The organism is Brevibacillus sp. BC25 (assembly GCF_000282075.1).
In the GTDB taxonomy this organism is placed as follows: domain Bacteria; phylum Bacillota; class Bacilli; order Brevibacillales; family Brevibacillaceae; genus Brevibacillus.
In genome coordinates, this window is sequence record NZ_AKIX01000110.1 from 16,250 (window position 1) to 35,623 (window position 19,374).

Sequence of the window (19,374 nt, forward strand, 5' to 3'; positions counted from 1 at the left end):
CCTCCTACACTTTCGGTTCGCTACCCAATTCTACAAATGCTTTCGCGATCGTCGTCTTGGTGACGCGCCCCAACAGCTCCATTTGCTTCGGATCTTCCTCGCCAGGCCTTACGACAGGCAGAGAATCGATCTGAAAATCAATCAACTTTTTGGCGGCTGCGTACAAGGTCTCATCAGGTGCGCATGTAATGATATTCGGCATCCTAGACATGATAATGCTGACCGGCACATCCTCCAGCGTCTTATTGCCTAAAGAAGCCCGCAGGAGGTCTTTTCGTGAGATCACGCCAGCCAAATATCCTTTTTGATTGACGACGAATAACGTGCCAACATCCTCCAAAAAGAGGGTAACGATGGCGTCGTAAGCCGAGGCGGATTCGGAAACCACGATCGGTACCGCCTTGTAGTCATTGACGAGAAGCTTGTGAAGCCGTTCACTTATGACTGAGCTTGCGGGTCTGCCGGCATAAAAATACCCGACCCGAGGTCTGGCTTCTAAATATCCTGACATTGTGAGGATGGATAAATCAGGGCGTAGCGTCGCGCGAGTCAAATTCAGTCGCTCCGCGATATGCTCTCCTGTTATCGGTCCGTCATCCTTCACTATCTGTAAGATGTGCTCTTGTCGTTTGGTAAGCTCGATGACCAATCACCCCGGTTCTGTCTTTACCTCTTCCTAGTATTACTCTATTCGACGGGATATTCCTTCTTTCACGCGGAAAAAAGGTGCCCCCGCCTGATTTTCAGACGAAGGCACCAGTTTTATTTTGTTTACGCAAATACAACTTTGGAAAAGTCTGCGTAGCGATAAAGCACACGAGAAAGCTGCAAGAGAAGTCCCAGTCGATTCGCACGAACAGCCTGATCTTCGGCCATGACCATTACCTTATCAAAGAATGCGTTGATCGGCTGGCGCAAGGTTGACAAGGTAGCGAGCACCTTCTCTTGATCCTTCAGACCCTCTACATCCTTCTGAACAGCTTGGAATGCCTGATACAAGGCACGTTCCACATCTTCTGCGAACAGAGCTTCACTAACTTGGTCTGCTTCCGCTTTTTGTGCCAGATTGTTCACCCGGTTAAACTGCTCCACAATCAGCTTGAATTCTTCTGTTTGTACCGCTCCCATCAATGCTTTTGCTTTTGCCAGCACCTCTGGAACCAGTGTCAGGTCGGCAGCAAGAACGGCGTCGATGACATCGTAGCGAACGCCATGATCCTGCAAGACGTTTTTCAGACGGAGTGCGAAGAAGTCTACGAGGTCTTTTTTCACTTCTTCTGCTGCTCTCTTGTTTACGCCTTGCGCTACAAAGCCTTCCATCGCGGCATTCCACAGATCGGCAAGGGAAATTTGCCAGTCGCGCTCCACCAAAATCGTAACGATCCCCGCTGCCATACGGCGCAGGCCATACGGGTCCTGTGAGCCAGTGGGCACAATGCCAATCGAGAAGCAGCCTACGATCGTGTCCATCTTGTCAGCCAGACTGACGATAGCGCCTTGGGCGGAAGCAGGCATTTTGTCCCCTGCAAAACGCGGGAGGTAATGCTCGAATACGCCACTTGCGACGACGTCGGCCTCACCCGCTTTGCGCGCGTAATCTTCACCCATAATCCCTTGCAGTTCAGGGAATTCACCTACCATGTTGGTAACGAGGTCAAATTTTGCGATTTCTGCAATGCGGTCTACTTGTTTGGTTTCTTCCGTGCTCACACCCAGCTTGCTTGCAATTTGCGCAGCTGTTTTGCGTACACGGCGAACTTTATCACCGATTGTTCCGAGCTCTTCATGGTAAATGATTGTCTCCAAACGTTTCAGGCAGCTCTCAATGGACAGCTTTTGGTCTTCCACGTAGAAGAAACGAGCATCAGACAGGCGTGCGCGGAGAACTTTTTCATTCCCTTTCGCTACGTTTTCCAGAGCGCTGCTGTCTCCGTTACGTACTGTCACAAAATGATTCAGCAATTGACCCTGTGCGTTTTCAACAGGGAAATAACGCTGGTGCTCACGCATGGAGGTAACCAAAACCTCACGTGGAATGGAAAGGAATTCTTGCTCAAACGTACCGTAAAGAGCGGTAGGATATTCTACAAGATGGACTACCTCATCCAGAAGTCCTTCGTCCATTGGAATCGTCCAGCCATTTTCCTTCTCCAAGCGATGAATTTGTTCTACAATTGCTGCTCTGCGCTCATCAGGATTCACCATGACATATTGCTCAGCCAGTTTGCTCACGTATTCGCTTGGGTGATTCAACGTAACCTCTGTTCCCAAGAAGCGGTGTCCACGAGAAACACGTCCGCTTTTTACGCCTGCAATCTCCAAATCGATCAATTCATCGCCGAACAAAGCAACCAGCCAACGAATCGGACGAACGTATTTCAAATCGCGTGCGCCCCAACGCATATTTTTCGGGAAGCTCATGCCGGTGATCACTTCAGCCAGTTGTGGCAAAAGCTCGGTAGTTGGTTTTCCCGCTTCGGATTTGCGAGCATGAACATACTCGATCCCGTTTACTTCTTTATAATACAATTGGTCAGGCTCAACATTGTTGCTTCTTGCAAAGCCGAGTGCTGCCTTGGACCAGTTGCCCGCTTCATCTTGTGCGATTTTGCGTGCAGGGCCTTTCGCTTCATCATTGCGGTCAGGCTGCTTTTCTGCCAATCCATTAATCAACAGGGCAAAACGACGAGGTGACTCCAATGCCGTAATTTGATCAAACGGCACGCGCTCAGCAGTCAGCCACTTTTCTACTTTTTCCATGAATTGTGCAGCTGCTTGTGCGACAAAACGAGCAGGCATTTCTTCCAAACCAACCTCTACGAGTAGATCGCGCTTACTCATTTGTATCCTCTCCCTTCACCTGATTCACTTGATCCGCAGCGTCTGCATTGCCTTTTTGCAAAAGCGGAAAACCGAGGCGCTCACGCTCTTTATAGTAGGTTTGTGCTACTTCACGAGACAGATTGCGTACACGAGCGATGTAGCCTGTGCGCTCCGTCACACTGATAGCTCCACGCGCATCAAGCAAGTTGAAGGTGTGGGAGCATTTCAGTACGTAGTCATAAGCCGGGTAAACCAGTCGCTCCGCCATCAGTCGCTTTGCTTCTGCCTCATACGTATTGTAGAGAGAGAACAGCATGTCGACATCAGACAGCTCGAATGTGTATTTGGAATGCTCGTATTCTGGTTGCAAGAATACATCTCCGTACGTATACCCGTTGCACCATTCCAGATCGAACACATTTTCTTTCTCCTGAATATAGGAAGCCAAACGCTCCAGTCCGTAAGTCAGCTCGACTGCCACTGGTTTACATTCCAGACCGCCCACTTGCTGGAAGTACGTGAACTGCGTGATCTCCATTCCGTCCAACCAAACTTCCCAGCCTAAGCCCCATGCTCCGAGACCAGGGTGCTCCCAGTTGTCCTCTACAAATCGGATATCATGCTCCAGTGGATCGATTCCGAGTTCGCGCAAGCTCTCCAGGTACAACTCCTGAATATTATCCGGCGATGGCTTCATAATTACTTGGAACTGGTGATGCTGATACAAACGGTTCGGGTTTTCCCCATAGCGTCCGTCAGCCGGGCGACGGGAAGGCTCTACATATGCCACATTCCACGGCTCAGGCCCAATGGAACGAAGGAAGGTCATTGGGTTTAGCGTACCTGCCCCTTTTTCAACGTCATACGGCTGGACAATGAGACAGTTTTGCTTTGCCCAAAAGTTTTGCAGCGTCAAAATGATGTCTTGAAATGTCATTTTCATGCTTTTTCCTCCTCTAAACTTATTAGAACTTGACTTTAAGTCGAAACTAAAAAAACCTCCCGCCTCTACACTGCCTGATGCGACAGTGTAGGGACGAGAGGATTCTCGCGGTTCCACCCTACTTGGCGAATGACTTCTTCGCCCACCTTACAATTAAATTGCTCCAGAACGCCCTTCATCAGCATGGTGACCGGGCTCTCACTATCCCCGATTCGCTATTCACAGCCAGTGGCCGACTACTCTTTTCCTTCATGGCAACATTCGGTATACAAGTTTGGTTCTTATCATAACGAAAACAAATTCGTATGTCAATTAGTCCTGATCTGATTGCGTCATTCTTTCCATACGCTCCAGTTGTTCCAGAAATGCTCGACTTTTCAGCCTGAGATCCAGATACTCGTCCATGAAACTCCGTAGCACATGCTTGAGCTGGTTGCGTGTAGCTGGTTTTACTTCAATGTCACCAAGCCGCTCCAAATCAAATACCTGGAACAGCCGTAACAGCTTCCAGGTAGAGGGTGTAACCGCCAGGGCATACGGATCGGAAGGCTGGCAAACTGGGCATAACAGGCCACCCTGTCCCACACTGATTGCATAGGGCTCGCGCTGTTCGCCACAGTTTACACACGCCGTGAGCTGCGGGGAGATCCCCGCTACAATTAGCATCTTGGTCTCAAAAATACGACACAGGATCTCAGCATCTCGTCCTTCATCCAAATAGTGGAACGTATGAAGGAGTAGCTGAAACAAGTAGGGATTCGGCTCCTTTTCCTGCGTCAGTCGATCCAACAGTTCTGCTATGTATGCGGCATAAGCCGTAGCAGTCAGGCTTTGCCGCATATTCCGGAACGAATCCAGCATATCTCCCTGAGAGAGATCGGGCATCCCTGTACCGGGTCCTGCCTTGCATAGATAATAACTATGCGAAAACAATTGGGAGACGGCGGCAAGACGGCTTTTGGTCTTTTTGGCACCACGGGCCATCACGCCTAATTTGCCGTTCTCCCGGGTAAACAATGTCACCACTTTGCTGGACTCACCATAGTCCACACTGCGAATGACAATCCCTTCCCACTTTACAAGCATGCCTGCGTGTCACCCAATTCTTCCTGGGCGAGATCAAACGAGGCTTCCTCGCTGGAAACATCCGTTTGATGGTGATCACGGTAGAGAAGGTAAGCATGGATGTCACCGGTTGAAGCGAAAACTCTCCAAGAAAAGTCACGAAGCATGGAGCATCATCCTTTCCTATATCGGGTCTATCCACTTCCTTCTTAGAATCACCTTTGCCCGTTATTCTATGCCTTGGAAAAATTAACACATCGCGATGGGAATATTATTGCTCGTCGTAGAAACCGAAGTTACGCAGCATCCGCTCTTGGTTGCGCCAATCCTTTTTCACTTTGATCCAGAGCTCCAAAAATACTTGGTCCCCCATCAACCGTTCGATATCCTTGCGCGCACGTTGACCGATTTCTTTGAGCATCTGACCTTTTTGCCCGATCAAAATACCGCGCTGGGAATCCCGCTCTACGTAAATGGCTGCGTAAATGTAAAGCGTTTTACCATTTTCTCCGCGCTTCATTTCTTCAATCACGACAGCGATGGAGTGAGGTACCTCTTCTCTCGTCAAATGCAGAACTTTTTCCCGAATCAACTCAGCTGCTACGAAGCGTTCCGGATGGTCTGTCACCTGATCTGCAGGGTAATACATCGGGCCTTCTTCCATTTCACCCAAAATAGCCTGCTGCAATGAACCTGTATTGTTACCTTCCAATGCAGAGATTGGAACAATTTGCTTGAAATCATACAATTTGCGGTAATCGTCAATAATCGGCAGTAGTGCTTCCGGGTGTACCTTGTCAATTTTGTTGATGACCAAAAATACTGGCGTTTTGACCTGCTTCAAACGCTCGATGATGTAGTCGTCCCCGGCTCCGCGTTTTTCTGTTGCATCGACAACAAACAAAACGAGGTCTACTTCGTTCAATGTATTTTCGGCAACCGAGACCATGTAGTTTCCGAGTTTGGATTGAGGCTTGTGAATCCCCGGTGTATCTAAGAAAATAATTTGACCCTCTTCTGTCGTATGCACCGCCGTAATTTTGTTGCGTGTCGTTTGTGGCTTATTCGACATGATGGCGATTTTATGTCCTACAATATGATTCAACAGTGTTGATTTCCCAACATTTGGACGTCCCACAATGGAGACAAAGCCAGATTTAAACGATAGCTTGGTCTTGCGATTATCCACGTAAATCCTCCTTGGTGAATGCGCCTGGAAGCAGGGCAGATACTGTCGTTTCCCAAATGTCGCCTTTGAGATTCGTCAAAAATACAGGCATGTCCGGCGGGCACAGCTCCGCTATGACTTGTCGGCAAGCCCCGCACGGCGATACAGCTTGCGGCGTATCAGCAGCGACGGCTAACGCTTTGTAAGTCCGATCACCTTCTGAGTACGCTTTAAAAAGAGCTGTACGCTCTGCACAGTTGCACAGCGAGTACGCTGCATTTTCAATATTGCCTCCCAAATAAACCTTGCCACTCTCAGCTAAAAGAGCTGCTCCTACCTGAAACTTGGAGTACGGTACATAAGCGAGCTCTCTGGCTTCGATTGCTTGTGCTAATAATGATTGTTTATCCATTCTCATCATTCCTCATATGATTGATCTTTAACATCATTTCAAAACAGAATGTGTCCAATGAGACACGAAGAAACCAGACTGAAAGGTCAACTACAATGACCCGTCCGGTACCTCATTTTGGCCTATGAAAAAATTTCTTCTTCTCTACTAGTAAAAACTATCCCCATACTTTTTGCAACAGTGGCTGTCCAAATACGAGAACTCCGATGATAAGGGACAGGATCGCTGCCACAAGCACAGCTCCTGCTCCCACATCTTTGGCAATCTTCGCCTTGGCGTGCCATTCCGGGGATGCTAAATCAACGACTGCTTCAATCGCGGTATTTACCAGCTCAAGGGAGAAGACCAGACCGATAGAAAAAAGGACCAGCAAAACATCGCTGCGGGGTATCTGCAGCCACCACGCTGCCGCCAGCACCACAATGGCTGCGGCTACGTGGATTTGCATGTTTCGCTGTGTCCGTACGGTATAGGAAATCCCTTCCAGAGCGTAGGTGAAGCTGCGAGTCAATCGTCGCCATTCCCTCAACGTAATCTCCTACCTCGTCAAGCCGATTTCTTCCAACACCTTTTCTTGACGTGAAAACATTTCCTTCTCTTCTTCTGGTGTCCCATGATCATATCCCAGAAGGTGAAGAAAACCATGAACCGTGAGAAATCCGAGTTCGCGTTCGAATGAATGGCCATAGTCTTCGGCCTGCTCATGTGCTTTTGGCACCGAGATGATAATATCTCCAAGCATATTCGGAAACTCGCTTGCTTCATCCTCATCAATGAAGATTTCCATTTCCCCTTCACCCGGCTCGTTCATCGCAAAGGACAGGACATCCGTAGGACGATCAACGCCACGATAGTCGCGATTCAGCTCGTGGATGCGCTCGTTGTTCACCAGCGTGACAACTACTTCCCCTTGTACCTCTTCCAGCTTTGCCGCTGCTTCCAGGCAACGGACAAGCAGGTTTTGCAAATTCTCATCGATCGGTTCGATTTCTTCATGAAGGATTTCTACAGATAACACAGGTAAACGATCTCCTTTTTGTGACGCCATTTATTAATAGCCGTGTTCTACTTCTTCCTTGGCATAAGCAGCGATGATTTTTTGTACCAGACTGTGACGAACGACGTCTCCCTCTTGGAAATGAATAAAGGCTACATCGGAAATCGGATTTAAGATGCGCTGTGCTTCGCGCAATCCGGATTTCTTGCCTTTTGGCAAATCCACCTGGGTCACATCACCCGTAATGACCATTTTGGAACCAAAGCCAAGCCTGGTCAAAAACATTTTCATTTGCTCGGGAGTCGTGTTCTGGGCTTCATCCAAAATAACGAAGGAATCTTCGAGCGTACGACCACGCATGTACGCCAAAGGTGCAACCTCAATAAGTCCTCGCTCCATCATTTTGGCGACTTGTTCATTGCCCAGCATGTCGTACAAGGCATCATAGAGCGGACGCAGGTAAGGGTCTACTTTTTCCTGCAAATCTCCTGGCAAAAACCCAAGGCTCTCCCCCGCTTCTACGGCCGGTCTGGTAAGAACGATCCGTTTAACACGCCCATTTTTCAACGCATTTACTGCTGTGACAACAGCCAAATACGTTTTTCCGGTACCAGCTGGTCCAATTCCAAACACAATGTCATGCTTCTTGATCGCAGACAAGTAATGACGCTGGCCCAAAGTCTTTGCCCTGATTACTTTGCCACGTTGGGTACGAGCGACTTCTTCATCATACACATCGAGCAGTTGGGCACCTTCTCCCCGTTCAATCAACGACATCGCATAAGAGATGTCTCGTTCGGACAGGGCAATCCCTCTGCGAATCAACTGTAGCAGAATTTCAATCAACTCTGTCAGTTTGTCCACTTCCGGCTTATCCCCGCTAATAACCAGTTCGCCTTCTCGGGTCATAATTTTGGCGGAACTTCTTTGCTCGATCAGTGTTAGGTACGCGTCATGTGGTCCGAACAACAGCAAGGCCTCAGATGCGTCTGAAAACGGGATTCTTACCTCATCTTGTACGTGCAACAGGCTTCCATCTCCTTGCAACGATAATCAGCAATGCGTCATTTGCTTACCATCCCTTACTGCCCAACGAAAGGCTGTTCAACGGCAATATCTTCAATGACGGAAAAATGAATGCTTACGTAAACTTTACCATTCTCTGTTGTGACGTGCAAAACTTTTTCGTCCTGAATGAACGCATCTTTTCCAGCTTTTTTCAAGATATCCTCCCTAGCGAATTTTTTAGCCAGTTCCGTCGCTTCCTCCACGCTCATTTCTGTTTGAACGGGGGCTGTTTGCGCGTACGTTACTGTCTTCCAGCCAAGTGGTGAGGTATATCCCGCATACGAGGGCAAAAACCGTTGTTCTGCCATTTCGGCTTGTGCAAAGGACTGTTTTTCAAATGGCCACACGTATACTGCATAGGGACCGACAAGCAGGTATTGATGCTCCAGCTTTTCTCCCGTCAACCGATACATCGTTTGTTTTAGCGGGACCGATGTGTTGCTCATATACCACACTTCCCCTTGCACCTTGCCTCGCGCTGATACGGCTTGTTGACGGGCGTCATTGCCAATAATCCCGGAAATGAGCACTTGGCCTTTTTCTACCAATTGATTGCTTACAACCTGACTGCGACCAACCTCTGGGAGAATTTTGTGGACGACAGCCCTCTTTTTCGCTACAAGATGACGGGGACCTGTTGCAATCGGCTTTACGGGAGCCTCTTTTTCAACCACTTGAAGCATGACCTTGGTTCCTTGAATCTCGATTCCAACCCAGGACGCTTCAGGCAGCAGACTCAACAGTTCTTTTTGCAAAACCAACGGTTCTTTTAGTTTGACCTTCCATGCCCCTTCTTTAATCCCCACTTGTTCGGCAGCTTGAATCACTCGTCGTGGATCAACCATTTTTGTCCCACTCACTTCGACACTCCAGACAAAAGAGGAGAGCATGTACAATCCGATGAAAAAAAGAGCTGCCCCAATTGCCAATCCAGATCGTCTGCGTAACCGTAGCAGCCAGAAAGGCAGCCCGTCTCTCGCCTCGACGTGACTACGACAGCCTGTCTCTTTTAAAAGCGGCCGTAAACGAAAATAATCACGAATCAAAATATCGCAGCGAGTCACCTCTTCTCCTACTCTGCGAATATTCCAGATTCGAATTCCATCCCGTACGGCCATATTCAGCATCCGCTCAAACCGTTTTCCCCGAACGGTAATGGTTACATGTCCATCCACCCACTCCTTGATTCCATTCCGCATACGCGCCTCCTCCTCCCTCAACCAAAGATTACGAGCTCTGTGGTCCTGTCTCCAAAAATTTCACGCCACCGATTCTGCCTTCTAACAAAACCTCCTCAGGTAAAATCGCTCGGATGACAAGCTGTTCACCTGAAACAATCATTTGACCGTTCGTCAACAGCAGGCGAAGCTCTTTTTCACTAAAATGCAAGACTCCTCGATGATTCTCTATATACATTTGCAAATGACCGATCATCGTGATGCGCGGGACTTCCAGGACTACATCTTGCGGCAGATCCAACACCCCTCCGGCCAACTGGCGCAGACGGCGGCTCCAACGCTTCATGGATTAGCCCCCCTTCTCGTTCTATATATTGGCGAATTTGAACAATCTCATCTGTTTGCAGGTGCAAAACCATTCTTATCTATGCGTATGCACGAGCATAAAGAGGCATTCATCAAAAACAGTCACAAAAAAGAGCCCTCGTCGCTCGCTAATTAGCAAGCACGTGAGAACTCTGTCTTTGGAATACTTCAACAAAACCCATCGATTATTTGCTTTCTTTTGCAGCAGAAACCAGCTCTTTTTCTTTTGTAAGCGCCTTCCATTTTTTTATGACTCGTTTTACTTTCTCAGCCGAACAACCGCACGCGATCGCCGTTTCATATATCGATTTGTTTTCGAAGATGGCAAGCCGAATCACTTTTTGACGAAACCGCCCCATTTGTTCAAAAATTTGTTGATTCATCGCTTGACCTCTACCCCTTCTTCTACTGGGAGAATTTTCTTTACATTCAGGATAGTCAACAAGGATACGAGAAACAAGACAAGTTATTCGATATATTTCGACATAAGTCGTTGCTTATCAATAAAAAACAGGCGAACCGAAGTTCACCTGTTTGACTAGCCACTATTATTAAATTTTTCTTTGCCGAACCTGCTGGGCGTACGGTGCTTTTGAGCGCGGCTCTCCAAAAATGAGCGCCCATTTCATCCCATCACGCGGATTGCCGTGTTTCGATGTGACTGTTCCCACTCGTTCTGAATCAGCGACCTTCATCGGTTCCGCTTGCTTCACTGTGATGGTCGGACCCGTTGAAGCACGAGCTGTACTGGAGAATGCCCATTCCTGCTCGACTCCAATCCCTTCCATCGATTCTCGCTGAAGTGGCTCGTATTTGGAGGATGCCCGCACCGTCTCTCTGCCGTAATCCTCCGTTTCCATAGGGATATCCGACGTTGTGGCCGGGGTAAGCGGAGGCATTTTTTTGCCTTGAGACATTTTCTTCTTTCCGGCTTTGCCAAGAGCTTTATATCCCAAGTAACCAAGGATGACAAACCAGAACTTGCCGATGAGCGGGATGACCCACTCGACTAAATCCAGTAAATCTACGACGAGATCCATGAGATCTTCCATGGCAATCGCCCTTATTCTTTCTCGTCTGGCATAGCAGGATCTTGTTTGTCACCTGCATGCCCGAAGGATTGACGCATTTGTGTATCAGCAGCAATGTTTTGCATGTTGTAATAATCCATTACGCCCATTTTGCCACTTTTCAATGCTTCGGACAAAGCGAGTGGTACTTGTGCTTCGGCTTCTACTACTTTAGCCTTCATTTCTTGTACGCGCGCAATCATTTCCTGCTCTTGGGCTACCGCCATGGCGCGACGCTCTTCCGCTTTCGCTTGGGCAATACGTTTATCTGCTTCGGCTTGGTCGGTTTGTAATTGTGCCCCGATGTTCTTCCCTACATCCACGTCCGCAATATCAATCGAGAGAATTTCAAAAGCAGTTCCGGCATCCAGGCCTTTATTCAATACCGTTTTAGAGATCAGATCCGGATTTTCCAATACGTCCTTATGTCCTTTTGACGAACCAATGGTCGATACGATCCCCTCACCTACACGGGCGATAATCGTTTCTTCACCAGCACCACCGACCAATCGATCGATGTTGGCACGAACCGTTACTTTTGCACGAGTGCGCAGCTCGATACCGTCCTTTGCCATTGCTGCTACCACAGGTGTTTCAATCACTTTCGGGTTAACGCTCATTTGTACCGCTTCCAATACATCACGACCAGCCAGATCAATTGCTGCTGCGCGTTCGAAGCCAAGTGGAATATCTGCGCGTTGTGCTGCTACGAGCGCATCTACTACACGGTCTACGTTACCGCCTGCGAGATAATGGCTCTCCAATTGGTTTGTATCCAGCTGCAAGCCCGCTTTACGCGCTTTAATCAACGGATTCACGATACGAGATGGTACGACGCGACGCAAGCGCATTGCGACGAGGGTAATAATCCCAATATTCACACCGGAAGCCAGTGCAGAAATCCAGAGCATGACTGGTACGAACGAGAAGAAAACTGAAAGTACGACGATGGCTACTGCCACCATAAAAATAAGGGGAATCAAACCGCCTTCAAACATGAAGTGCTCACTCCTTTTGTTCTAGTTCGGCAACGACGATACGCGTGCCTTCTACTTGTACCACGGTGATGGCGGTACCGGCTTCAATGAAACCACCAACCGATACTGCATCCACTCGTTTTCCTCCCACCTTGACGACCCCTGCCGGGCGCAATGGAGTTAGGGCGATGCCTGATTTTCCTTCCAGCTCACGCTGATCGCGCGGAGCTACGTAACCTTCTTCATTGCGCTGCGTGTCACCCAAGACAAACTTGTTGAATAGACCTTTGACCCCGTACTTCTTCACTAACATGAACGTTACAATTGCCGTGATTAGAGCAGCCACACCCAGCGATGCAAGCCCTTGCTGCGTGTCATAGGCTGCCATTACGAGACCTGTCACAATACTCACGAAACCAATCGCACCGACAATGCCGCCCGGAAGAAAAATTTCCAGAAGCATCAGTAAGATTCCGATGACAAACAGTCCGATGTGCAACCAGTTGGCAAATCCCGCTACATAATGTCCAAAGAAGTATAGACTGAACGCGACGAGCGAAATCGTCCCTGCGACACCAAAGCCAGGGGCAAACAGTTCTACTACAATTCCGCCCAACCCAATGATGAGCAAAAGACTCATCACAATCGGACTCGTCACCCATCTAGCGACTAGCTCTCCACCTGTTGGCTCAATCGCCTGAAGGGAATCTGGCTGAAGTCCGAGCTTTTTGAGCAGCTCTTCCTTATTTGAGACCACATCATCTGCATAACCTAATCGCTTCGCTTGTTGGGCATCGAGAGAAAGCACCGTGCCTTTTGGCTTTAATCCCGGGAACTCTGTATCGATTTCCACCATCGCGCGAGCAACGTCAGGATTGCGATTGTTCAATTCAGCTGCCGCCCTCATTTTATTGCTCCAACCGGAAATGAACTTGATATCTGCTGCATTCCCTGCCAAGTCAATCGGTGTGGCTGCCCCCATGCTACTGCCTGGAGTCATAATAATTTCATTTGCATTCAAGGCGATGTACGTTCCCGCTGAAAAAGCCTGGTTATCAATATAGGCTATCACATGCATGGGAGCCTGACGGATCAACTGCCCAATCTGGTCGGCAGCGTTCACTTCTCCACCTGGCGTATTGATATGCAAGATAACAAGGTCTGCTTGCTGCTCCTGTGCGTCAGCAAATGCTCTGTGCAAAAAGCTCTCCAATCCTCGCTCGATCGTGCTATCTACTGGAATCCAAACAGCTTTTTGATAGGTCTGGGCTGTTGTGGATGCGGGAGCAAGAAGCATCGTCATTCCCATAATCAGGCAAAGAAGTGAAAAAAGCAATCGCACGCGGCTTTTTACTAGCCTTGCTGCACTCATTGCATGTACCTCCTTTCCTTCTATCAGCTTCAACGTATGTGCAATAAGGTATACGAAAGAGGGAGGCAATTGTTTCATATTTATTTCACATTCTGGAAAAAAGAAAAACCCAACCTTTACAGGTTGAGTTTTTCTGTTCGTATCTATATGAGGTGTTACTCTCGTCTACGATGGTAGTTCCTCAGATACAATCTTTTGCACGAGGTTTCCGTCTGCTCTGCCTTTCACTTTCGGCATGATCGCACCCATCACTTTGCCCATCTCCTTTTTGGAGGAGGCATTGGTAGCTGCGATACCTTCCCGAACGATATCACGAATTTCGTCTTCGCTAAGCTGAGCGGGTAAGTAAGCGGAGAGCACGTCGATCTCTTCGCGCGTTTTCGAGGCAAGTTCCACGCGGCCTGCCTTCTCAAATTCGTGGAGGGATTCACGGCGTTGTTTTAACTCACGAGTCAAGATGGTCAGCACTTCGTCTTCAGACAAAAGTCTGCCCTTGTTAATCTCTTCGTTCTTTAATGCGGCTTTCACCATGCGAATAACAGAGAGTTTTAGAGCAGCTCTGTCCTTCATTGCTTGCTTCATATCTTGATCGAGTCGCTCCATTACACTCATGATGAGCCCTCCGTCAATTAAAACTTGCGTTTGCGAGCTGCTTCGGATTTCTTCTTGCGCTTAATGCTAGGCTTCTCAAAGTGGCGACGTTTACGCAGTTCCGCCATCACCCCGGATTTTGCGCTTTCACGCTTGAAGCGGCGAAGTGCGCTATCCAAAGACTCGTTTTTCTTGACTCGAATTTCTGCCATTTGTCTTCCCTCCCTCCGCTAAAACCGTGGGACGCCTGAGTCGAACGTACGAACAGACTGTCACACTTCATTATAGGATAGATGACTAAAGAAGGTCAACCTTTAGTTCAATTTTATTCGTAAAAACCGGACAAAAAGTGATAATGGATGTGGAAAACCTCTTGTCCACCCTCTTTACCACAGTTGTTAATCAGGCGAAAACCTGGCAGTTCCAGCTTTTTCGCCAAGAGTTGTGCTACATGGTGAATATGCCCAATCAGCGGCAGGTCCTCGGCGCTTACATCCATTAGCGTGGGAATTGGCTTACGCGGGATAATCAACAAGTGAACGCGTGCTTTTGGTGCAATATCGTGGATGACAATGACGTGCTCGTCCTCATACTCGATACGAGCAGGAATTTCACCGTCCATGATTTTGGTAAAAATACTTTTTTCCATGGGAGACTCCTTTCTTCCCCAGTATGTGGATAGTTATGTATGTAAGAAATGATCGTATCACATTCCCTCACTTTTGTCTTGCGGCGCTACCTAGCGCATGGTAGCATGACTTCGAGGTTGAAACAGGATAACAAGAAAAAGGAGTTCGTGCAGATGAAACCAATTGCACTGGATCAAGCAGCAATCAACGCAGAAGGGATTTTGCTCGCTGGTTCCCCAGGGCTTGCCTTGTCATCCGTTCACTTTGATACCCGCGAGCTGACTGCGGGATCTTTGTTTGTAGCGCTGACAGGCGGCGCACGGGATGGGCATGATTTTTTGTTACAAGCAGCTGAACAAGGAGCTGTAGCTGCACTCGTTTCGAATCAGGAGAAGATTCCTGTGAACTTGCCGAATGATTTTGGGTTAATTCTCGTAAATGATACACTGCGTGGCTTTCAAAAGCTGGCTGCCGCTTATCGGAAAAGTTTTTCGTTCCCTCGCATCGCCATTACCGGAAGTATCGGGAAAACAACCGTGAAGGACATCGTGGCCCATGTACTAGGGAGCCGTTCGCCCGTATACAAGACGTATAAAAACTTCAACAACCACATCGGTGTACCTTTGTCGTTATTGCAGATGGAAGAAAAGCATCAAGCTGCTGTACTAGAGCTCGGGATGAACCACGCCGGGGAAATCGATCTGCTCGCTTCGTTGGTCCAACCAGATATTAGCGTGATTACCTTTATCGGAGAATCCCATATTGAGTATTTTGGCACGCGTGAAAAAATTGCTCTCGCAAAGGCAGAGCTGCTTCCTCATACCGCTCTTGACGGGCTCGTGCTGCTCAACAAGGATTCGGAGTATCTACGGCTGATAGCCCATCTGTATCCGGGTGAAATCATGTACTACTCTGTTAATGAGAAGGCGGATATTTGGGCCGAGCAAATCGAAACGGTTGAAGGTGGGACTCGTTTCAAAGTATGCTTTGCCTCCGGGGGGCATTTCGAGGCATTCCTGCCGTTGCATGGCCGCCACAGTGTCCTGAATGCACTGCCTGCTGTCGCGATTGCCAAGAGGCTCGGAATGGATACGGAGCAAATCACACACGCCTTGTCTACCGTTCAGCTCTCCGCCATGCGGTTTGAGCAAATGAACTCCAAGCACGGTGCTGTGTATATCAGTGATGCGTACAATGCAAGCCCCGTCTCCATGGAGGCTGCCGTACGGACGTTTGCTGAGCTGTACCCTGAGCGCGCAAGAGTCGTCGTGCTAGGTGACATGTATGAGCTCGGTCCAGAAAGTGCATCTATGCACGCGGGTGTCGGAGCCTCGATTCAAGACATCGCTGAGCGCTTCGAGCTACTTGTGACAGTCGGTGAGGATTCACGCCATCTCCATGATGCTTACACGGGGAACAAGCTGCATTTCGCCACAAAAGCAGAGGCGCTGCATGCTTTACTGCCGCTGCGTGATGACAAACACGCTTTCCTGTTTAAAGCCTCCAAAGGTATGTCATTATGGACGCTTATCACTGATCTGGAAGTTCACGAATAAGAGAAAAAGAACAGCCGCCTCTCGTATGAAACGGGAGACGGCTTCTTTTTTACTACGAAAGCGAACTCACGGAGAAATCATCGCAGTTCAATGACATTATTGGAAGGACCCAACTTTTCAGGCGGAAAATCGCTATAGTGGATCGATGCGAGATCAGCTACATAGTACGACTTCCCATCCTTTGCCCAGCCGATGATGCGATGATTGTCACTTAAATTATAATAGCTTGGCATTCCCTTGTCAGGAGAACCAAATGGATAGCCGCATTTCGTGACTTGTTTGCATGATTGAATGTACATATACGAATCTTGAGAATTGGAAGTACGAGAGTGCTGTTCTACTGCCATCTGATGTCCTGATGGCGACCAAACAATCTTGTCCAGGTAACTCTCAGTGAACACGGGATCTTTCAAATTGACCTTTTTCCCCGTCTGCAAATCCAGCATGTATTCTTCTGTCATTGTTCGGATGTAACGGTACTTCATATCGTTGGAGTAAGAAGGAAATGTGGTCATATTGTGATCGTATTTCAGGCCAGTCGGTAAGTCTAACTCCTTGTATGCTGTTTGTGTTCTGTAAAACAGCTTTTTCGAATTCGGCACCCAGTAATACATTTCTTCGTCTGCTCCACTCCGCCATTCATACTGGTCATTCTTTTTCATTTTAAGCGTAGGCAGATGCTGCAAGTACAAGTGACCGCTTACTTTGGTATTGGAAGAGAGCATGTCCATCCGGGTAAACGCCATGTACTGCTCATCCGGTGAAACGGAAAAATCAAGGACGGGATACTGGGCTGCTGTCGGGACGAGTACCGTTTTTTTGCCGTCTGGCAGACTGAGCTTCACGATACCGCCATTTTCACGAACGTAGAGCGCGTCCTGCTTCGGCGACCATTTGCCAAAGCCGGATAGCTGCGTCATCTTTTTTGTTTGCATATCGTACAAGTAAGGTGTGGTTCGGTCTGCCTTTCCGTATCCGATTCGCTCCCCGTATACAAATCTGCTCGATGGCGACATGCTTGCCCGGTGCATCAAGGGCATGTTTGTAACAGTTTTGGTGGTTTTTCCATCTAGGGCTACTTTGTAGATGATGACTGGTTCTGGCTTGCGTGGGTCTACCTTTGCTGGAGCAGAGGCATTGATTTGTCCAGGGACAAGGATGCCCAGCAAGGAAATCAGCAAGCATGAGAGCAATAAGCGTTTTTTCATCAAGTGTCCTCCCGAATAAGTGATCAATACGTAGACGCTCGCTGGAAGCACTTGGTTTCTTGTTGCACGAAAAAAAGATCGGAAGCACCCCTGCGCCTCCGACCATTTTCACTTACGCACTAACCATCATTGCCTTCCGCAACCACTCTACCTCTTCAGCCAAAACACACTGCGGACTCTGACCAAACCATTCAATAGATGCGAAATAATCTGTATCTGCAATTTTTTCTAAAATAGGTCCATAATCTACAACACCCTCACCGAGCAGTACCATTCCCTCACGATCGCCGTTCGGGGCATATACATTATGCGGAGCGAATACCGGCAGATAATTCGATGAAGAAATATTTTTCAAATGATAATGAGCTACCCACGGTCTCAATTGCTCGTACGCATCGATCGGATCAGCACCTGATTCCCAGACATGAAGAAAATCAAGATTCACTTTTAGTACAGGATGATTGACTTCCTGCAACAAAGCAAGTGTAGAACTCATAGAATCTGTGAGCGTGTTCGGATGTGTTTCGACCAAGAGCTGAATCCCGTGCTCATGACACATCTTACACAAGATTTGCAGATGATGCACATAGCGTGCCCGCTCTTCTGGCCCAACTTCATTACTCGCCTTCTGTCCAGCGAACGTCCTGATTTGCTTTACATGTAGCCATTTCGCCAGTGAAATGAGTCTTTTTGCCTTTTCCAGTGTACGCTGAAATCCAGATGAAGTAGCAATATCCAGATAATCGCTAAGCATGGAGATACTCATGCCTTGATCCCTGATCAACCTTACCTGCTCCTCCATCTCTAATCGATCATGATCGTACAAATGTTGAGCGTGGGTTCCCCATAACTCGATTCCATCAAAATGATGACGATGAGCAAACCGAACAATCTGTGCAAACGAAATTAACTGGTGGCGAAAAGTGATTGTGCACAATGAGAGTTTCATTTGACCTTTACCTCCACCCTTTTTCGTCTACAGTGACAAGACTTTTATCCATTTGGGTCCACAGAACAAACTGACGTTCCAACTCTTTTTTCACTTCAAGTTCAATCAGATCAATCTCTTCTAACGCCTCGATAATCGGCGGTAACAACGCCATATTCTTGGTCATCGCCATTTTGACAGACAAGTACTGAGCTGTCGTATACCCTTGGTAGATGTCCTCCACTTTATATGCGATGCGCAAAAACTCATCACGATGGTATTGCAAGTAATCTTGCAGATATAGGAATGCATACTCGTAGCTGTATTTACGGATCGCAATCACCTTCACCTGAGTCACTGCCGTAAGCAACATGTCCAAGTTGTATCCATTGCGCCCTTCTGCCATGTCTGTAATCAATTGCTTCAACTCAAGCGTAAAGGGATTATGATCACGTTTGAGTGCGCCGTAGAAATAGTCGTGGATCATTTCATAGGTTGGTTCCTTAATTTCACTCGCATCTACCATAAAGCCGCCACCAAACGGATTTTCTAAGAAGGCTTTGATCACCGTCTCCTTCTTCACATTGCCCTCCCAACGAAAATCCGGGTCAAACATAAACCACTCATCTTCGTTCTCCGTCTTTGAAATCATCAAAAAATGCGGGAATGGCTTCAACGCAAATTTATTATCTCGCTCTGGAACCAGCGACATGTCAATCTGAACAAGGACAAACTGATCCTCAGTACGCTTATCAATTAACTCTAAGAACGTGTCCAAATTGGAGGCTTTATCTTGGGAATGATCATACCATTCTGTTACTTTTGCTCGGAAAAGTCGTTCATAACCCTTGATAATCTCCTCATGGTTATCAATATAATACGTGACTGCACCTTGATCCGTAATGGAATACTCGGCATCCCATATACCAAAATAATAGGGACGATAATCAATCTTTGTGCGGCGCTTAATCACTTCGCATAGGCATGAAATAATGCAATGAACCTTAACCATTCTGTATCCCC

General features: G+C 47.9%; 23 protein-coding genes. 1 reads left to right on the forward strand and 22 read right to left on the reverse strand.

Annotated elements, in window-relative coordinates; all coding sequences use genetic code 11:
• Positions 1 to 4: 4 nt before the first annotated feature.
• The 19 genes from PMI05_RS24230 to PMI05_RS24315 form a co-directional block, all read right to left on the reverse strand.
• Positions 5 to 649, reverse strand: coding sequence for a helix-turn-helix transcriptional regulator (locus PMI05_RS24230; protein WP_007727587.1), 645 nt, complete (start codon positions 647 to 649; stop codon positions 5 to 7).
• 122 nt (positions 650 to 771) lie between these two features.
• Positions 772 to 2,841: a glycine--tRNA ligase subunit beta gene (gene glyS, locus PMI05_RS24235; RefSeq protein ID WP_007727591.1), complete on the reverse strand. Its 2,070-nt coding sequence runs from the start codon at positions 2,839 to 2,841 to the stop codon at positions 772 to 774.
• Positions 2,834 to 3,760 (reverse strand): glycine--tRNA ligase subunit alpha, encoded by a 927-nt coding sequence (gene glyQ / locus PMI05_RS24240; protein ID WP_039961314.1) that lies wholly within the window; start codon positions 3,758 to 3,760, stop codon positions 2,834 to 2,836. Before glyQ ends, glyS begins: the two co-directional genes overlap by 8 nt.
• 318 nt (positions 3,761 to 4,078) lie before the next feature.
• Positions 4,079 to 4,852, reverse strand: coding sequence for a DNA repair protein RecO (recO, locus tag PMI05_RS24245; RefSeq protein ID WP_007727599.1), 774 nt, complete (start codon positions 4,850 to 4,852; stop codon positions 4,079 to 4,081).
• Positions 4,843 to 4,998: a YqzL family protein gene (locus tag PMI05_RS30285; protein WP_007727602.1), complete on the reverse strand. Its 156-nt coding sequence runs from the start codon at positions 4,996 to 4,998 to the stop codon at positions 4,843 to 4,845. The genes recO and PMI05_RS30285 overlap by 10 nt, the downstream gene beginning before the upstream one ends.
• 104 nt (positions 4,999 to 5,102) lie before the next feature.
• The gene (gene era / locus PMI05_RS24250) at positions 5,103 to 6,020 is read right to left on the reverse strand and encodes a GTPase Era (protein WP_007727605.1); all 918 of its coding nucleotides are present in this window, start codon (positions 6,018 to 6,020) and stop codon (positions 5,103 to 5,105) included.
• Positions 6,013 to 6,411, reverse strand: a complete 399-nt coding sequence (locus PMI05_RS24255; RefSeq protein ID WP_007727606.1) for a cytidine deaminase — start codon at positions 6,409 to 6,411, stop codon at positions 6,013 to 6,015. The genes era and PMI05_RS24255 overlap by 8 nt, the downstream gene beginning before the upstream one ends.
• 157 nt (positions 6,412 to 6,568) lie before the next feature.
• On the reverse strand, positions 6,569 to 6,940 hold the full coding sequence (locus tag PMI05_RS24260; RefSeq protein ID WP_007727607.1) for a diacylglycerol kinase family protein: 372 nt from the start codon (positions 6,938 to 6,940) through the stop codon (positions 6,569 to 6,571).
• A 9-nt stretch (positions 6,941 to 6,949) separates the two neighbouring features.
• Entirely contained in the window at positions 6,950 to 7,429 is a 480-nt protein-coding gene (gene ybeY / locus PMI05_RS24265) for an rRNA maturation RNase YbeY (RefSeq protein WP_007727608.1), read from the reverse strand.
• A 33-nt stretch (positions 7,430 to 7,462) separates the two neighbouring features.
• Positions 7,463 to 8,434 carry a PhoH family protein gene (locus PMI05_RS24270; RefSeq protein ID WP_007727612.1) on the reverse strand — a complete coding sequence of 324 codons (972 nt, stop codon included), beginning with the start codon at positions 8,432 to 8,434 and terminating at the stop codon, positions 7,463 to 7,465.
• Between the two features lie 56 nt (positions 8,435 to 8,490).
• Complete coding sequence (gene yqfD / locus PMI05_RS24275) at positions 8,491 to 9,675, reverse strand: sporulation protein YqfD (RefSeq protein ID WP_007727614.1); 1,185 nt, start codon at positions 9,673 to 9,675, stop codon at positions 8,491 to 8,493.
• Between the two features lie 28 nt (positions 9,676 to 9,703).
• Positions 9,704 to 10,000, reverse strand: coding sequence for a sporulation protein YqfC (gene yqfC, locus PMI05_RS24280; RefSeq protein WP_007727617.1), 297 nt, complete (start codon positions 9,998 to 10,000; stop codon positions 9,704 to 9,706).
• Positions 10,001 to 10,205: 205 nt separating this feature from the next.
• The gene (locus PMI05_RS24285; RefSeq protein WP_007727620.1) at positions 10,206 to 10,403 is read right to left on the reverse strand and encodes a hypothetical protein; all 198 of its coding nucleotides are present in this window, start codon (positions 10,401 to 10,403) and stop codon (positions 10,206 to 10,208) included.
• A 168-nt stretch (positions 10,404 to 10,571) separates the two neighbouring features.
• Positions 10,572 to 11,072, reverse strand: coding sequence for a hypothetical protein (locus PMI05_RS24290; RefSeq protein ID WP_007727624.1), 501 nt, complete (start codon positions 11,070 to 11,072; stop codon positions 10,572 to 10,574).
• A gap of 11 nt (positions 11,073 to 11,083) precedes the next feature.
• Positions 11,084 to 12,088 (reverse strand): flotillin-like protein FloA, encoded by a 1,005-nt coding sequence (floA, locus tag PMI05_RS24295; protein WP_007727625.1) that lies wholly within the window; start codon positions 12,086 to 12,088, stop codon positions 11,084 to 11,086.
• A gap of 7 nt (positions 12,089 to 12,095) precedes the next feature.
• Positions 12,096 to 13,439: a nodulation protein NfeD gene (locus tag PMI05_RS24300; protein ID WP_007727627.1), complete on the reverse strand. Its 1,344-nt coding sequence runs from the start codon at positions 13,437 to 13,439 to the stop codon at positions 12,096 to 12,098.
• 165 nt (positions 13,440 to 13,604) lie between these two features.
• Entirely contained in the window at positions 13,605 to 14,051 is a 447-nt protein-coding gene (locus PMI05_RS24305) for a GatB/YqeY domain-containing protein (protein WP_007727628.1), read from the reverse strand.
• Between the two features lie 17 nt (positions 14,052 to 14,068).
• Positions 14,069 to 14,242 carry a 30S ribosomal protein S21 gene (gene rpsU / locus PMI05_RS24310; RefSeq protein WP_007727630.1) on the reverse strand — a complete coding sequence of 58 codons (174 nt, stop codon included), beginning with the start codon at positions 14,240 to 14,242 and terminating at the stop codon, positions 14,069 to 14,071.
• Between the two features lie 113 nt (positions 14,243 to 14,355).
• Positions 14,356 to 14,679 carry a histidine triad nucleotide-binding protein gene (locus PMI05_RS24315; protein ID WP_007727632.1) on the reverse strand — a complete coding sequence of 108 codons (324 nt, stop codon included), beginning with the start codon at positions 14,677 to 14,679 and terminating at the stop codon, positions 14,356 to 14,358.
• A 153-nt stretch (positions 14,680 to 14,832) separates the two neighbouring features.
• On the opposite strand from PMI05_RS24315, the gene murF reads away from it, so the two are divergent.
• On the forward strand, positions 14,833 to 16,215 hold the full coding sequence (gene murF / locus PMI05_RS24320; RefSeq protein WP_007727634.1) for a UDP-N-acetylmuramoyl-tripeptide--D-alanyl-D-alanine ligase: 1,383 nt from the start codon (positions 14,833 to 14,835) through the stop codon (positions 16,213 to 16,215).
• 77 nt (positions 16,216 to 16,292) lie between these two features.
• Here the strand turns inward: murF and PMI05_RS24325 are convergent, their stop codons facing one another.
• The 3 genes from PMI05_RS24325 to PMI05_RS24335 form a co-directional block, all read right to left on the reverse strand.
• Positions 16,293 to 17,423 (reverse strand): hypothetical protein, encoded by a 1,131-nt coding sequence (locus tag PMI05_RS24325; protein ID WP_007727635.1) that lies wholly within the window; start codon positions 17,421 to 17,423, stop codon positions 16,293 to 16,295.
• A 112-nt stretch (positions 17,424 to 17,535) separates the two neighbouring features.
• Entirely contained in the window at positions 17,536 to 18,372 is an 837-nt protein-coding gene (locus tag PMI05_RS24330) for a sugar phosphate isomerase/epimerase (RefSeq protein WP_007727636.1), read from the reverse strand.
• A gap of 7 nt (positions 18,373 to 18,379) precedes the next feature.
• Positions 18,380 to 19,363: a DUF6005 family protein gene (locus PMI05_RS24335; RefSeq protein WP_007727638.1), complete on the reverse strand. Its 984-nt coding sequence runs from the start codon at positions 19,361 to 19,363 to the stop codon at positions 18,380 to 18,382.
• Positions 19,364 to 19,374 lie beyond the last annotated feature (11 nt).